The sequence below is a fragment of the Bacillus sp. ISL-45 genome (assembly GCF_018613195.1).
In the GTDB taxonomy this organism is placed as follows: domain Bacteria; phylum Bacillota; class Bacilli; order Bacillales; family Cytobacillaceae; genus Mesobacillus.
On record NZ_JAGGQQ010000001.1, the window covers coordinates 127,797 to 143,443 of the forward strand.

The following is a 15,647-nucleotide window of genomic DNA, read 5'->3' on the forward strand; positions in this document are numbered from 1 at the left end:
CCAGCAAAATGACATTCTTAATTACGTTAAAATCGGCTTTAGGATTTTAACAACAATCTTTACGAAAACAGCTCTAACAAAAAAGCATAAGCCTGCCATTTGGCAAACTTATGCTTTAGTAGTTTATTGCAAATAAAAATCCACCAACATATGTATTGGTGGAGACGGTGGGACGTGCTATTCCATGCTTTCGCCATGGCACTGACTATATCTTGAACCTGTTTGACCAGGTCCTCCGGCGTATTATGCGAGATGTAGTTTTATCCGGACTCCCGGATAGATCACGCATCCTAGTACTGCCAGGCTGGCAGCCTATAAGTCGATACATGGCTGTTGGATTGCTCCACATACCACTCGGCATTGCCCTATCGCTATTCGCGACTTAGGTTTCACCGATAAAGCCGGATTTTCACTCGCGTGTTGCCACGCAAGGCGACTAATGACTAATCGAACCCACGTCCAAAGATATTGGCACTTAAGCTTCTACGAGTGTAGTCGGCATATTGGCGATTCGCTGGTCCTTTTGCCTACCGACAGGCGGCCGGCCAGCTAGCCTGGTTGTTCTCTTCCTTCATCCTCAGGCGGTGGAATCCGGCGTAGCCCACTTAGAGTGAGTCCGCTACCCTACCACATGGGCGATGGAGGGGCGAACCGCTATGCAGTATTAAGCTGCGAAAGCGAAGTTGTTGTTTTCTTTGCCAGTTATAGGCGTTGACGTTTTTACGAGGCCGATCCCCTCGACTCGCCACTTAAGCTCAAACTACCCCTGTCGAATCCGTAACGTCCCCATATAAAAGGCTGCTGTATCCATGATACAGACGTTAGGAGAACTCGGTTAAGCCGAGCATTAAGTTATGTTGTCACTCGTGGTGACAGTTATTATTATAACACACTGAGTACTTTTTTCAACTGGTACACTCTTCCTCAGCCAACAAGCTTACATTTTCTGACGTTCGCGGAATGCACGCTCGATATCACGGCCTGCTTCCTTCTTCTTCAGCGTCTCACGCTTGTCATAGTTCTTTTTACCCTTACCAAGACCGATTAAAACCTTTGCATACCCATTCTTCAGGTAAATCTTCAATGGCACAAGCGCATATCCTGCTTCCTTCGTTTCACCGATCAACTGGGCGATTTGGCGTTTGTGAAGCAAAAGCTTCCTTGTGCGCAGCGGATCATGGTTGTAACGGTTTCCCTGTTCGTAAGGGCTGATGTGCAGATTATATAAGAACAGCTCACCATTATGGACCTTTGCGTATGAATCCTTCAGCTGGACGCGCCCGTTACGGATTGATTTAATCTCTGTTCCCTGGAGGACGACTCCGGCTTCATACGTTTCTTCAATGAAATAGTCGTGGTTTGCTTTTTTATTCTGCGCGACGACCTTTCCCTCTCCTTTTGGCATAAAAACTTCCCCCTTCTATTGTTTATCATTTTAGCAAATAACGAACGCCGCCACAATGAAAAGCGCAAGCGCCTTGGTCAGCCCCGACAAGAGCTGCCGGCAATAGAGGACAACAGAGAGCCCCTTCAGCAGGAGCTCTCTTTTTCAGTTGCCTATTTTCTCTTTTTAGATTTACGCTTCGCGGCTGGTGCGTTCTCAAAGAACTTTTTCTTCTTGCTCTTTGGTTTTGAACCGGAGCCTGAACCGGTACCGGAGCCATTTCTGCCCCCTCCTGATCCTTTTCCACCGCCTGAACCTCTGCCGCCTTGCTTGCCTTCTTCTTCTTTACCGCGGCGCGGCTTTTTCTCGCTGCTGCCCGTCTTGAAGATCTTTGGCTGTGCCGGCCGCTCACGTCTTGGCGTGCCCTTCATGCCGACGATTTCAAAATCAATTGAGCGCTCATCCTTGTTTACCTTGATGACTCGGACAGTAATTTCATCTCCGATTCGGAAGACATTTCCTGTTCGCTCGCCAATCATCGCCAGGTGGCGTTCATCATAACGGTAATAATCATCCGTCATGTAGCTGACATGTACAAGGCCTTCGATTGTGTTAGGAAGCTCGACGAACATCCCGAAGTTCGTGACAGAGCTGATGATGCCATCGTATTCCGTCCCAATCTTGTCTTCCATGTATTCCGCTTTCTTAAGCTCATCTGTTTCACGTTCGGCTTCAACTGCGCGGCGTTCCATGTTGGATGAATGCTCGGCAATATCAGGCAGTATCGCATTCCATTTTTCCTTCGTTGCCTGGTCGAGCTTGCCCTCGATCAAGTACGTCCTGATCAAACGGTGGACAATCAAGTCAGGATAACGACGAATTGGTGATGTGAAGTGCGTGTAGAACTCTGTTGAAAGACCAAAGTGTCCGAGGCTTTCAGGATAGTATTTCGCCTGCTGCATCGAACGGAGCATGACAGTTGAAACGACCATTTCCTCCGGTTTTCCCTGGACTTCCTCGATGATTTCCTGCAGGGCTCTTGGGTGTACTCCATTTGCGGATCCTCTGACAAGGTATCCGAAGTTTGTAATGAAATCAAAGAATTTTCTAAGCTTATCCTCTTTTGGATCTTCGTGAATTCGATAGATGAATGGCACATCGAGCCAGTGGAAATGCTCTGCAACCGTTTCGTTCGCTGCCAGCATGAATTCTTCAATCAGCTTTTCAGCGACAGAACGCTCTCGCATAACGACATCCGTTGGGTGGCCTTCTTCATCAACCAATACCTTTGATTCTTTAAAATCAAAATCGATGGCTCCTCTTTCCATCCTTTTTTTACGAAGGATAGCAGCAAGCTCCTCCATCATCTCGAACATTGGCACAAGAGATTCGTAACGTGAGCGCGTTTCTTCGTCTTGATCGACGAGAATCCTGTTCACATCGAAATACGTCATCCGCTCCGTCGTCTTGATGACACTCTGATAGATTTCATGATCTACCACTTGTCCATCTGGAGTGATCTCCATATTACAAGACAGCGTCAGTCGGTCGACCTTCGGATTCAGCGAGCAAATACCGTTCGATAAGCGGTGCGGAATCATTGGGATGACCCGGTCAACCAAATACACACTCGTGGCACGGTCTTCTGCTTCACGGTCAATCGGTGAGTCCTCGGTTACATAGTACGTAACATCGGCGATATGGACACCAAGTTTATAATTGCCGTTTTCAAGCCTTGTGACCTGAACTGCATCATCAAGGTCCTTTGCATCAGCGCCGTCAATTGTGACGATGACTTCTTCACGCAGGTCGCGGCGGTTCGCAATCTCACTTTCATTGATCTGGTCCGGCGCTTCATTCGCCTGCTGGAGTACCTCATCTGGAAACTCCATTGGCAGTCCATGCTTGTGGATGACGGAAAGGATATCGACGCCAGGGTCATTTTTATGGCCGAGAATCGCGGTAACCTCACCCTCTGCACTTTTGCGTCCCTCAGGATAGCTCGTCAGTTTTACGACGACCTTATGCCCTTCGACTGCACCCATCCCTGACTCTTTTGGAATGAAGATGTCACTCGTGAACTTTTTATCATCAGGAATCACAAACCCAAAGTGCTTGCTTTCGGTATAGGTACCAACGATTTGCGAGACACCTCTCTCAATGATGCGTACAACAGTGCCTTCACGGCGCTGCCCAGAGCTGTCTGATGACACTCGTACAAGGACTGTATCCCCATTCATTGCATTGCTTGTTTCATTAGGCGGGATGAAGACGTCATCCATTCCCTGCTCTTCAGTGATGACAAAAGCAAATCCCTTGGCATGGGCACTGAAACGGCCGCGAACGAGGTTCATTTTTTCAGGCAGACCATATCGGTCACTTCTAGTCCTCACGACCAGCCCCTTTTCCTCCATGACCACTAGCGCTTTAACAAATTCCTTGAATGTTGAGGAGTCCTCGATCCCAAAGGCGCTTTCCAGTTCCTGAACCGTAAGAGGTTTGTAAGCTTCATCCTTCATATAATGCATTAGCCTGTCTATATGGCCTTTAATATTCTCATCCATTAATAAATCCCTCCTTTATTGGGCTATTTTCGTAATTTTGTCGCTCATGGTGTGAAAAACAACTCAATAAATTTTTTATATGTTTTTATTCTTTCCAATTTAATGACTCGAGAAACTCGTAAACATCTTCGTGCAGCTGATCCCGTTCTTTATCAAGAGTGATGACATGCCCTGATTCCTCATACCACTTTAACTTTTTATGTTCAGACTCGATGTTGTCATGGATGATATTGGCGCTGTCTGGGTCGATAATAATGTCATGGCGAGCCTGGACGACAAAAGTCGGTGTATAAATCAGGTCGATGCTTCCACGGACTTCCTTGATCAGTTCCTGGAGGTCTTTTAAAGTGGCCATCGATTTCTGTTCGAGTTCCTTTACCTCTGCCTCGATTTGATCCTCAGGCTTGCCTTCCATCCTCTTATATTCGCGCGCATACTCAAGCACACCGCGGTACATCAATTCTTCCGTCTTAAGATGCATTGGTGCGCACATCGGCACGATTCCCTTTAACGGCTTGGTATATCCGAGTTTCAGTGAAAGGACACCGCCCAGTGACAAACCGGCTACAGCAATCTCTTCATAGCCTTCATTCTTAAGGAATTCATAGCCATCAAGCGCATCCTGCCACCAATCCTCAGGACCAGTATGTATCAGTTCTTCAGGCGGTACACCATGTCCTTTAAACACAGGCGCATGGCATGTATATCCTTTTCCTTCTAAAAATCTGCCCATCATCCTGACGTCTGCAGAATTGCCGGTAAATCCATGCAGCAGCAATACCGCTCTTTTTCCAGCTTTAAATGTAAAAGGTCTTGGCACTAACTTTCTCATTTTCCTACTCCCTCTATCAGATATCTTCCTTAGTTTTAACAAACATGCTTGTAACATTCAATTAAAAGCCTTTATATATGTAAATACCCATATTCAAAAGAAATATGTGAGAGTTTTGCTTATGTAAACACAATAAAACCCGGCCTCTATTGAAGCCGGGTCAATGTGTGTATTATAGTTCGAAATAAGTAACGGCAATAGTCAAAACAAAGAATAAAACAGACAACACGATCGTAACACGGTGCAAGACAAGGTCAAGGCCTCTTGCCTTCTGCTTACCGAACAATTGCTCAGCGCCGCCGGAAATCGCACCGGACAGACCAGCACTCTTGCCTGATTGAAGAAGAACAACTCCAATAAGAGCAATGCTGACGATCACTAAAAGAACAACTAACAATGTATGCATGACGTACCTCCCGATAAAACTGCTAACAGTATTTTAAATTTATCACATTTTCAGGAATGAAACAATACTTGTCTGAATTGTTGAGGATTAAATGAGTTAAAAACAAAGCTTATAGGGAGTTTGCGCTCGATTCCTTTAATCAAATTTTTGCATACTAGAAATTTTGATAGGGTTACCTGCTCTAAATATCATACAAACTTCTCTTTTTAGAAATTGAAAGGCTTCCTTGTTCGAAATGTCTATTAAAACTCTTTTATTAGACATTTTGGAAGACTCCATTGCTCAAAATGTCCATTAAACCCCTTTTATTAGACATTTTGAAAGGCTTCCTTACTCGAAATGTCTATTAAACCTCTTTTATTAGACGTTTTGAAAGACTCCATCGCTCTAAATGTCCATTAAACCCCTTTTTTTAGACATTTTGAAAGGCTTCCTTACTCAAAATGTCCATTAAACCTCTTTTATTAGACATTTTGAAAGACTCCTTCGCTCTAAATGTCCATTAAACCCCTTTTTTTAGACATTTTGAAAGGCCTCCTTACTCAAAATGTCCATTAAACCCCTTTTTTTAGACATTTTGGAAGACTCCTTCGCTCAAAATGTCCATTAAACTTGATGTCTCATATACCTATAAATGTGCCCACTTGCTCTTGATGGAACAAAAAAACACCGGCAGCATCGTCATGCCGCCGGTGTCCTGGTATTACAGGGTTTAATCGCACCAATGGCGACTTTACCTCGTAAAATTACTTCTTAAGGTTGTAGAAAGATTTGATTCCGTTGAAGCGAGCTGTTTCGCCAAGCTGGTCCTCAATGCGAAGAAGCTGGTTGTACTTCGCTACGCGGTCTGTACGTGATGGTGCACCAGTCTTGATCTGGCCAGCGTTTGTTGCAACAGCGATGTCAGCGATTGTTGAATCTTCAGTTTCACCAGAGCGGTGAGAGATAACAGCTGTGTATCCTGCGCGCTTCGCCATTTCGATTGCGTCGAAAGTTTCTGTCAAAGTACCGATTTGGTTAACTTTGATCAGGATAGAGTTGCCAACGCCTTGCTCGATACCTTGAGCAAGCTTCTTCGTGTTTGTAACGAACAGGTCGTCACCAACAAGCTGGACTTTTCCGCCAAGGCGCTCAGTCAATAGCTTGTGGCCTTCCCAGTCGTTTTCATCCAAACCGTCTTCGATTGAGATGATTGGGTATTTTGAAGCCATTTCTTCGTACCAGTCTACCATTTCTGCAGAAGTTTTAACTACGCCTTCACCAGAAAGGTGGTACTTGCCGTCTTCTTTGTTGTAGAACTCAGAAGATGCAGCGTCCATAGCCAGCATGATTTGCTCGCCTGGCTTGTAGCCTGCTTTTTCGATAGCCGTTACGATTGTTTGAAGTGCTTCTTCGTTTGAACCTAGGTTTGGAGCGAATCCGCCTTCGTCGCCTACAGCTGTGTTCAAGCCTTTTTCTTTTAAAACTGCCTTCAGGCTGTGGAAAATTTCCGCACCCATGCGAAGTGCTTCACGGAAGTTTTCAGCGCCAACAGGCATGACCATGAATTCCTGGATGTCAACGTTGTTGTCAGCGTGCTCGCCGCCGTTTACGATGTTCATCATTGGAACTGGAAGCTGCTTGGAGTTGAATCCGCCAAGGTATTGATATAAAGGAAGGTCAAGATAGTCTGCAGCAGCGTGCGCAACAGCCATGGAAACGCCAAGGATGGCGTTAGCGCCAAGCTTGCCTTTGTTTTCAGTGCCATCTAATTCGATTAGCGCCATGTCGATTCCGTTCTGATCTAGAACGTTGAACTCTTCGCCAACCAAGAATGGAGCGATGATATCGTTCACGTTTTCAACTGCTTTTAATACACCTTTGCCAAGGTAGCGGCCTTTGTCGCCGTCACGAAGCTCAACAGCTTCGTATTCACCAGTTGAAGCACCACTTGGAACTAGTGCGCGTCCGAATGCGCCTGATTCTGTGAAAACTTCTACCTCAACTGTTGGGTTACCGCGGGAATCTAATACTTCACGTGCGTATACGTCTGTAATGAATGGCATAGTAATCTCTCCTTATTTTTTAATTAATGATGTTCCTGTCATTTCTGCTGGCTTATCCAGTCCTAGCAGTTCCAATATGGTTGGGGCAAGATCCCCGAGAATTCCGTCTTCACGAAGCTCAACGCCTTCTTTTGTGACAATGACAGGCACTGGATTTGTTGTGTGGGCCGTCATTGGATTTCCTTCAAGCGTTACGACTTCATCCGCGTTTCCGTGGTCAGCAGTGATGATCGCAGTACCGCCTTTTGAAACAATCAGGTCAACGATGCGGCCTAGGCATTCGTCAACAGTTTCGATAGCCTGGATGGTCGGCTCGAGCATGCCTGAGTGTCCAACCATGTCAGGGTTCGCAAAGTTCAATAAAATCGCATCAAAGTTTTCAGCTTCGATTTCCTTGAGCAATGCCTCAGTTACTTCATTAGCGCTCATTTCCGGCTGCAAGTCATATGTTGCAACCTTTGGCGAGTTGATCAGAATCCGCTTTTCTCCAGGGAATTCCTGCTCACGTCCGCCGCTCATGAAGAACGTTACGTGCGGATATTTTTCCGTTTCAGCAATACGAAGCTGAGTCATTCCAGCCTGGGAAATCACTTCACCGACCGTGTTATCAAGGTTTGATGGCTCGAACGCTACATAACCGTCAACCGTCTCACTGAAGTGAGTCAAGCAGACAAAGTGAAGGTTTTCAGGGTGCCCTTCGCCTCGGTCGAATGAACGGAAGTCTTTGTTTGTAAAAGTGTTGGAAATCTGGATTGCGCGGTCAGGACGGAAGTTGTAGAAAATCACAGCATCGTCGTTCTGAACCGTCGCAACCGGTGATCCATCCGGGCGCACAAGCACAGATGGGACAACGAACTCATCAAAGATTCCGTTATTATAGTTATCTTCGATTAATTCCATAGGGTTTGAATACGTTGGTCCGTCGCCGTACACCATTGAACGGTAGGATTTCTCTACACGTTCCCAGCGCTTGTCGCGGTCCATAGAATAGTATCGCCCAGAAATTGTCGCAAATTCACCGACACCGATTTCGTTCATCTTTTCAAGTGTATGTTCGATATATCCAGGTGCTGTTTTCGGTCCGACATCGCGTCCGTCAAGGAATCCGTGTACATACACTTTTTCCAGACCTTCGCTGGCAGCAAGCTTCAATAGAGCAAACATGTGCTCAATATGGCTGTGCACGCCGCCGTCAGACAGCAAGCCCATCAAATGAAGGGCAGTGCCCTTTTCCTTCGCATGCTTGATCGCTGCAAGGAATGTTTCATTTTTTTCGAATTCACCTTCACGAATCGAAATATTCACGCGTGTAAGGCTCTGGTACACGATACGGCCGGCACCGATGTTCAGGTGTCCAACTTCCGAGTTACCCATTTGGCCTTCTGGCAGGCCGACCGCTTCCCCGCTAGCAATTAATTGCGCATGAGGAAAGTGGTTCCAGTAGCGGTCAAAATTCGGCTTTTTTGCCTGGGCAACGGCATTACCCATCCGTTCGCCACGCAATGCAAAACCGTCCAGAATGATCAAAGCTGTTGGTGACTGTTTACTCATTCGTACCTGCCTCCAATAGCTGCAAGAAGGAATCAGTTTCAAGGCTTGCTCCGCCGACCAATGCGCCGTCGATGTCAGGCTGTGACATGTATTCCTTGATGTTAGCCGGCTTCACGCTGCCGCCGTATTGGATGCGGACCGCTTCAGCCACTTCTGGTGAAAATTGCTCTGCAACCACCTTGCGGATGTGCGCGCAAGTTTCATTCGCATCTTCTGCAGTAGAAGATTTACCTGTTCCAATTGCCCAGATTGGCTCATAAGCGATGACAGTCTGCTTAACCTGTTCTTCTGTCAGGCCATTTAGAGCTGCTTTGATCTGGCCGCCAACAAACTCATTTGTTTCGCCGTTTTCGCGCTGCTCAAGGGTTTCTCCGCAGCAAACGATCGGAGTCAGATTGTATTTGAATGCAGACAAAGTCTTTTTATTCACTGTGTCATCTGTTTCATTGAACATTTCACGGCGTTCAGAGTGACCGATGACCACGTATTTAGCGCCGATGTCCTGCAGTGCTTTCGGGCTGACTTCACCTGTAAAAGCTCCGCTTTCTTCAAAGTGCATGTTTTGCGCACCGATTTCAACGTCTGAATTCTGTGTAAGCTCGACCAGCTGTCCAAGGAACAAAGCTGGAGCACATACTACAGATTCAACCTTGTCCTTTGAAGGTACAAGTCCGCTAACTTTTTCGATGAAATCCTTTGCTTCAGGCAGCGTTTTATGCATTTTCCAGTTACCTGCAATGATAGGTTTTCGCATGCTGACACTTCCTTTCAAGATTGCTGTTTAATACAGCGTTGTAATGCTTTTTAAAAAAACCTCTGGATGTTGGGCTTATCACTTATAATTGCAGGCTCTGTTAATATAGGCTGTTGATTTCCGTTCCAGGCGCTTCGCTTTCCGCGGGTGGCTCAGGGAGCCTCCTCGTCGTTTCACTCCTGCGGGGTCTCCCCTAACCCATGCTCCCGCAGGACATTGAATAAGCTTCCTCGAATATGCCCACGCACGATGGAAATGCATTAGCATTTTCGGAGGAGTCTTCGCGCCTTCCACTACAATCAACAGGATGCTAAAGGTCATTATTGGGCTTTAACAGAGCCATCTTTTCAATAGAGCTAAACGTTGACAATGGTCAGGATCCGCACCCTTACATTGCTGCCATCATAGCTCCTGCTAAACTCAAATCTTACTTATCGTTCAATGCCACGACGCCTGGCAGCTGCTTGCCTTCCATGAATTCAAGGGATGCTCCGCCGCCTGTGGAGATGTGGCTCATTTTTTCTGCTAGGCCGAATTTTTCTACTGCTGCTGCAGAGTCGCCTCCGCCGATGACCGAATATGTATCGTTAGCATCGGCTAAAGCTTGTGCAACAGCTTTTGTTCCTTGTGCGAACTTATCGATTTCAAAAACTCCCATTGGTCCATTCCAGATGACCAATTTAGACTTTTTAATGACATCGCTGTAGGTTTCAGCTGTCTTAGGCCCGATATCGAGAGCTTCCCAGTCTGCAGGAATTTCTTCAATCGCTACGACCTTTGTATTCGCATCAGCAGAAAAATCATCGGCAACGATCGCATCTACAGGCATGTAGAAGTTAACGCCTTTTGCCTTTGCTTTTTCCATGAAGCTTTTAGCCAATTCGATTTTATCTTCTTCTAAAAGAGATTTTCCGATTTCGTGGCCCTGTGCTTTTACGAATGTATAAGCTAGTCCGCCGCCGATGATCAGGTTATCTACTTTTTCCAATAGGTTGTCGATTACGCCGATCTTATCTTTAACCTTCGCGCCGCCGATAATGGCTGTGAATGGGCGCTCAGGATTTGATAATGCTTTTCCAAGCACATCAAGTTCTTTTTGCATCAAGAAGCCTGATACAGCAGGAATGTATTTGGCGATGCCTTCTGTTGAAGCATGCGCGCGGTGTGCAGCTCCGAATGCATCGTTTACATATACATCTGCAAGCTCTGCAAATGCCTTTGCAAGTTCAGGATCATTTTTCTCTTCGCCTGGATAGAAACGGACATTCTCAAGAAGCAGGACGTCGCCTTCGTTCATGCTGTCGATTTCGGATTTTACAGATTCGCCGTATGCTTCATCTGTTTTCTTAACATCCTTGCCAAGCAGCTCAGACAAACGCTTTGCTACCGGAGTCAAACGCAATTCTTCAACAGCCTGCCCTTTTGGACGGCCAAGGTGGCTTGCAAGAAGGACTTTAGCTCCCTGGTCAACCAGGTACTGGATCGTTGGAAGCGCTGCACGGATTCTTGTTTCATCCGTTACCTGCCCATCCTTCATCGGCACGTTGAAATCAACGCGGCAAAAAACTCGTTTTCCTTTTACATCCACATCTTTTACTGTCTTTTTGTTCAAGGCTAGAGACCTCCTTTAGAATAGCGCAAATGCGCGATTAAGCAGGAAAAGAGGAGAGGGAATTACCCCGCTCCCCTTTTCATCCCACTACATTATAGTCAATATTGGATGGTTTATCCAATCTAAGCTTACAGACCTTTTTTAGCGATGAAATCAACAAGGTCAACTACGCGGTTAGAGTAACCAGACTCGTTGTCGTACCAAGAGATTACTTTTACCATGCTGCCTTCCATAACCATTGTTGAAAGTGCATCGATTGTAGAAGAGTATGCGTTGCCGTTGTAGTCGCTTGATACAAGCGGCTCTTCGCTGTAGCCAAGGATTCCTTTAAGGTCGCCTTCAGAAGCTTTCTTGAATGCAGCGTTGATTTCTTCAACTGTTACGTCTTTGTCAAGCTCTGCAACAAGGTCAACCAATGATACGTTAGGAGTTGGAACACGCATAGCTCCACCGTTCAATTTGCCTTTAAGCTCAGGCAATACTAGAGAAACTGCTTTTGCAGCACCAGTTGTTGTAGGAATGATGTTTTCCGCAGCTGCACGAGCACGACGGTAGTCTTTGTGCGGAAGGTCAAGAATTTGCTGGTCATTTGTGTAAGAGTGAACAGTTGTCATCATACCGCGCTTGATGCCGAAGTTGTCGTTCAATACTTTTGCAAATGGAGCCAGGCAGTTTGTTGTACAAGATGCATTCGAGATTACATGGTGGTTAGCTGCATCGTACTTGTCGTCGTTAACACCCATAACGATTGTGATATCTTCGTCAGATGCTGGAGCAGAAATGATAACTTTCTTTGCTCCTGCTTCAAGGTGTTTCGCAGCGTCAGCACGCTTAGTGAAACGTCCAGTTGATTCTACTACTACTTCTACGCCAAGGTCGCCCCAGCCAAGTTGTGCAGGATCTCTTTCAGCTAAAACTTTAACGCGTTGTCCTGCAACTACAAGGTAGTCACCATCAACTTTTACGTCTTCGTTCAAAGTTCCGTGAACTGTGTCATATTTTAAAAGGTGAGCAAGCATGTTTGCATCAGTTAAATCGTTAACTGCTACTACTTCTACGTTAGGGTTGTTCAATGCTGCGCGGAAAACTACGCGTCCAATTCTTCCAAATCCGTTAATACCAACTTTTACTGCCATGTGTATTTCCTCCTTTGATTCCTATAAAGATGTTGTTTATATTAAGGTGTTACCCTTGTAACAATGTTTTAGCGGCGCCCTCATCCGTGATCAGGATCGTTGAGGAAGGTGCCTGCTTCATATAGGCTCTGATCGCCTTTGCCTTTGATTCTCCGCCGGCAACAGCAATGACATCCCCTATATTTTTGAGATCGTCCATTTGGAGACCGATCGTCAGCACTTTGTGGACGATTTCCCCGGCTTCGTTGAAATAGTAGCCGAAAGCCTCGCCAACTGCATTTCCATCGAGAATCTTATGTAGATCCTCCGGGCTGGTATTGCGACGTTCCGCCATTGTAATAGCGTCTCCAATACCATGTAAAACCATGCTTGCTGATTTAACTAAATTCCAAACCTCATAAATCAGCGGTTCTTTAATGAAGGACTTATATACCTCAGTGCTGACCTGGTCGGGTACGTAGAATACCCGGTGCCGCGAATTCGTGTTATCGGCCATGATTGCGCAAATCGTGTTTGCCTGATTCTTGACGTCTTCACCAATACCGCCTCTTGCCGGCACAAACAGTAGGTCCTTCTCGCCGAAGTCGGGCGGCAGCATATCCGCAACAGCCGCCATTGTCGATCCCCCGGTCACAGCAATTATATTTTTGCTTTGGAGAAGATCTTTCATGCAATCGGCTGTGGCCCGCCCCAGCTCACTTTTCACCCATGGCGACCGGTCGCTGTCCCCCGGGACAACAATCACTCTCCGGATGTCCATGCGCTCCTGAAGCTGGCGCTCTAATGTGTTTATACCCATAATGTCCCGCATTACTCTTTCAAGACTTTCCAGTATATCTTTTCCCTCTTGTGTCAGTGTCATTCCTTGTCCTGACATCGAGATCAGATTCTGGTCCTTCAAAAACTCCACCTCAGAACGCAAAACCCGTTCGGTCAGATTAAGACTGACTGAAAGGTTTCTCCTGCCAACTGGCTGCATCACGTTTATGTACTGCAGGATGAGGTATCGTTTTTGCATAACTTGCAATAAATCGGGCAATATTCTTTTTTGAATATCAATGAGAGAAAAGTCCATGTTGATATTCTCCTTTTCCGGCGTTGGACTTAAAATGTCCCGCTAAGACATATTATGTCCCACTCGCGGTAAAAAAAATCACCCCTGCTACAAAATTCATTCTAACAGGAGTGAAAACCTTAATCAACTTTTAAATTCAAGGTTTTTTCGTGAAAACGCTTCACTTATGAACATTTTGTTAATGATGCCGTATTGGAGCTCTTCACCGTCCAATTCGATCACCGGAATCATGATTCCATACTTCTCAACAAGCTCGTCATCAAGGTCTATATTGATTTCTTCTATTGTAAAATTCCATTGCTGTTGTAAGTCTGCGAGAATCTCCCTGGCGTTCTCGCACAGATGGCAGCGCGGTCGGGAGTATAGTTTGACTGTTTTTTGCATGTTTGTCTCCTTTTCTAACTGATCAGACCTCTTAATCAAACCGCTTCCGTTTCGACGACGAAGGTATGCCCAGCTGGTCCCTGTATTTAGCGACGGTTCTTCTTGAGACGACCATGCCCTCAGTCTCTTCCAGCATTTCAACTAGTTTTTGATCTGAAATGGGCTTCTTTTTATCTTCCTCTTTAATATACTGCTCGATGGCCGCTTTTACTTTTTGCGAGGAAGCCTGGTCGTTCTCTGTGGTAGCGATCGCGCTTGTAAAAAATGATTTCAATTCGAATGTGCCGGCTGGTGTCTGCATGTATTTTTCGCGGACAGTGCGGCTTACCGTTGATTCATGGATTTCGAGCTCATCGGCCACTTCCCTCATTGTCATTGGCTTCATATGTGCAGGGCCTTTTAAAAAGAAGTCGGGCTGTTTTTCAATGATTTTCATCGAGACCTTCAACAGCGTTTCCTTCCGCTGTTCCAGGCTGCGCCTGATCCACTGGTAATCCCCCTGCTTTTCCTGGAGGAATTTATTGACTTCAGGGTCCCCGTGCGCAGACAGCTGCCGAAAATATCCATCGTTAAAAGAAACCTTTGGAATCAATTTATCAAACACGCTTACAGAGAGTTCGCCGCCTTCATGCTTGACCACTACATCCGGAACGATATAGGCAAGTCTTTCACGTTGGAAGGCAGCTCCTGGTCTCGGATTGAGCTTTTGTATCTCGTCATGGACTCTCTGGATATCCTTTGGTTCGACCCCCAGCATCTTCGCCAGCGCTTTCCATTTTTTCTCCGCAAAAAGAAAGAAGTGGTCACGGATGATCGTCAGTGCCAGCTCGTTTTCCGGTGTCCGTTTTTGCCTCATTATTTGCAGCAACAGACACTCCTGCAGATCCTTAGCTGCAATTCCAGCAGGATCCAGTGACTGAAGCTTGAAAAAAGCAGAATCAATAATCTCTTCCTCCACGCTGAACCTTTTAACAAGGTTTTCTTTTTCGAGAGTCAAGTAACCGTTTTCATCTATGTTCTCAATCAATTCATGTAAAATCAGTTTTTCCTCAGGACTGGCTTTTAACAAGTTTAATTGTGATAGCAGATAGTCTTCGAGCGTATCTGTTGCTCCGCCGCCGATCTGCTCAATTAAATTTTTCTGGTCCCGTTCGAATGTTTTTCTTCTCGTTTTTCGAGTGCTGTCCATACTGGCATCAAAATTTGAGATGTTTTTAAAGTCTACTTGCATCAGGGGATTTTCCATTGATTTAGCTTCAAGAAAGGCCGCAAGCTCCTGTGCTGAGTATTGCAAGAGCGCGATTGCCTGGGTCAGCTCCTGAGTCATCGCCAATTTTAAGGTCTGCTTTTGCCATAAACCAGCTTTCATATCCATCCAAATCACCCCTGCACTCATTTTACATGATAAACAGGCTTTGGTGTATGGAAAGAATTTGGCATTGGCCGGGAAAAGACATAGAGAAATCTGAAAAAAGATGACTGGAAAAATTATTCTCTTAATGGAACACGTTAATTACCTGAACACCGGGCGTATTCTCCCAATCAAACGGAATAATCTCCCGAAAATGGAACGGATTCTCCCGAACAGCAGCAATAATCATGCCGTCATCCAAATATTAGGAAAAACCCAGGGGGATTATTGTAAATAAATAGTGATTTCGATTTTTGATAAAGGTATTAAGCTTGCCAAAAAGCTCAGTAAAGCGCCTTCTACTTTACAGAGCAGCCTCCCAGGTAAAAAAGAATGGCTCTTTTCTCAAACTTTGTTGTTATTGACTACAAAATAGGATTGAATGACCTATTTTTAATCGAAAAGTTTACTCTTTTGTGAGAAAAGAGCATGCAAACTTAATAACGACCTGCAAAATAGCTTACATTACGTTAAAATCGGCTTTAGGATTTTA

12 protein-coding genes and 1 other RNA gene are annotated in these 15,647 nt (G+C 45.6%); all 13 read right to left on the reverse strand.

The genetic code is table 11. The features are described 5' to 3' along the window. Window positions 1-444: 444 nt before the first annotated feature. The 13 genes from ssrA to rpoN all read right to left on the reverse strand — a co-directional run bounded on the left by ssrA (window position 445) and on the right by rpoN (window position 15,118). Window positions 445-780, reverse strand: a transfer-messenger RNA (tmRNA) gene (gene ssrA, locus J7E35_RS00690). Window positions 781-937: 157 nt separating this feature from the next. Next, window positions 938-1,405: an SsrA-binding protein SmpB gene (gene smpB, locus J7E35_RS00695; protein WP_023613945.1), complete on the reverse strand. Its 468-nt coding sequence runs from the start codon at window positions 1,403-1,405 to the stop codon at window positions 938-940. 152 nt (window positions 1,406-1,557) lie between these two features. After that, window positions 1,558-3,948, reverse strand: a complete 2,391-nt coding sequence (rnr, locus tag J7E35_RS00700; protein ID WP_214776291.1) for a ribonuclease R — start codon at window positions 3,946-3,948, stop codon at window positions 1,558-1,560. An 85-nt stretch (window positions 3,949-4,033) separates the two neighbouring features. Next, window positions 4,034-4,780, reverse strand: a complete 747-nt coding sequence (locus J7E35_RS00705) for an alpha/beta hydrolase (protein WP_214776292.1) — start codon at window positions 4,778-4,780, stop codon at window positions 4,034-4,036. 172 nt (window positions 4,781-4,952) lie between these two features. Next, a complete protein-coding gene (secG, locus tag J7E35_RS00710) occupies window positions 4,953-5,186 on the reverse strand; it encodes a preprotein translocase subunit SecG (protein WP_102264285.1) in 234 nt (77 codons plus the stop codon). A 746-nt stretch (window positions 5,187-5,932) separates the two neighbouring features. Continuing rightward, the gene (gene eno / locus J7E35_RS00715; protein WP_214776293.1) at window positions 5,933-7,231 is read right to left on the reverse strand and encodes a phosphopyruvate hydratase; all 1,299 of its coding nucleotides are present in this window, start codon (window positions 7,229-7,231) and stop codon (window positions 5,933-5,935) included. Between the two features lie 12 nt (window positions 7,232-7,243). Beyond that, a complete protein-coding gene (gene gpmI, locus J7E35_RS00720; protein ID WP_214776294.1) occupies window positions 7,244-8,782 on the reverse strand; it encodes a 2,3-bisphosphoglycerate-independent phosphoglycerate mutase in 1,539 nt (512 codons plus the stop codon). Next, window positions 8,775-9,536, reverse strand: a complete 762-nt coding sequence (gene tpiA / locus J7E35_RS00725; RefSeq protein WP_214776295.1) for a triose-phosphate isomerase — start codon at window positions 9,534-9,536, stop codon at window positions 8,775-8,777. Before tpiA ends, gpmI begins: the two co-directional genes overlap by 8 nt. A 427-nt stretch (window positions 9,537-9,963) precedes the next feature. Beyond that, window positions 9,964-11,148, reverse strand: coding sequence for a phosphoglycerate kinase (locus tag J7E35_RS00730; protein WP_214776296.1), 1,185 nt, complete (start codon window positions 11,146-11,148; stop codon window positions 9,964-9,966). Between the two features lie 128 nt (window positions 11,149-11,276). Next, window positions 11,277-12,284, reverse strand: coding sequence for a type I glyceraldehyde-3-phosphate dehydrogenase (gap, locus tag J7E35_RS00735; protein WP_214776297.1), 1,008 nt, complete (start codon window positions 12,282-12,284; stop codon window positions 11,277-11,279). Between the two features lie 49 nt (window positions 12,285-12,333). After that, complete coding sequence (locus J7E35_RS00740) at window positions 12,334-13,302, reverse strand: sugar-binding transcriptional regulator (protein ID WP_483297643.1); 969 nt, start codon at window positions 13,300-13,302, stop codon at window positions 12,334-12,336. A 180-nt stretch (window positions 13,303-13,482) separates the two neighbouring features. After that, a complete protein-coding gene (locus J7E35_RS00745) occupies window positions 13,483-13,743 on the reverse strand; it encodes a glutaredoxin family protein (RefSeq protein ID WP_214776299.1) in 261 nt (86 codons plus the stop codon). A gap of 31 nt (window positions 13,744-13,774) precedes the next feature. Continuing rightward, window positions 13,775-15,118 carry an RNA polymerase factor sigma-54 gene (gene rpoN, locus J7E35_RS00750; RefSeq protein ID WP_214776300.1) on the reverse strand — a complete coding sequence of 448 codons (1,344 nt, stop codon included), beginning with the start codon at window positions 15,116-15,118 and terminating at the stop codon, window positions 13,775-13,777. Window positions 15,119-15,647 lie beyond the last annotated feature (529 nt).